Genomic DNA, 571 nt, shown 5'->3' with positions numbered 1-571 from the left:
GGCGGCGACGGCGGCTCCGTGGCGCTGGCCGGGGGAGCGGGTGAGCCGTTCGACCGGGCCGGACAGTGACAGCGCCGCGACGACCCTGCCGGTGGCGTCGCGTACCGGGGCCGACACGGACGCGAGCCCGGCCTCACGTTCACCGACGCTGTCGGCCCAGCCCCGCTGTCGCACCTGTTCCAGGGCGGACGCCTCGAAGACCGCGCCCGCCGGCAGTTCGGCCGGTCCGGCCGGACCAGCGATCGAACCGGCCGGACCAACCCGTGCGGCCGGACCGGCCGGACCAACCCGTGCGATCGGACCGGCCGGACCAACCCGTGCGATCGGACCGGCCGGACCAACCCGTGCGGCCGGACCGGCCGCCGATCCGGCGCTGGCGTCCCAGCCCGGGAACGGGTCCGCGCCGAAGGCGAGCAGGACCTGTGCGCCGGACCCGGCGGCCATCGGCAGCATGGTCCCGACCGGGACGGTGTCGCGCAGGCCGCTGGCGCGTTCGGCGGCGGCCACGCATACCCGCACGTCCCCGCGCCGCACGTAGAGCTGGGTGCTCTCCCCGGTGGCGTCCCGCAGC

1 protein-coding gene is annotated in these 571 nt (G+C 77.6%); it reads right to left on the bottom strand.

What is annotated here, in order from left to right:
- The coding region (locus DD1DGNOD_RS21610) for an IclR family transcriptional regulator domain-containing protein (RefSeq protein ID WP_283234742.1) at positions 1-571 on the bottom strand (571 nt) is incomplete at both ends.

Origin of the sequence: Candidatus Protofrankia californiensis (assembly GCF_900634765.1) — a bacterium.
Taxonomy (GTDB): domain Bacteria; phylum Actinomycetota; class Actinomycetes; order Frankiales; family Frankiaceae; genus Protofrankia; species Protofrankia californiensis.
Note: the sequence above shows the minus strand (reverse complement) of the source record. Positions and strands in the feature narration are given on the sequence as shown.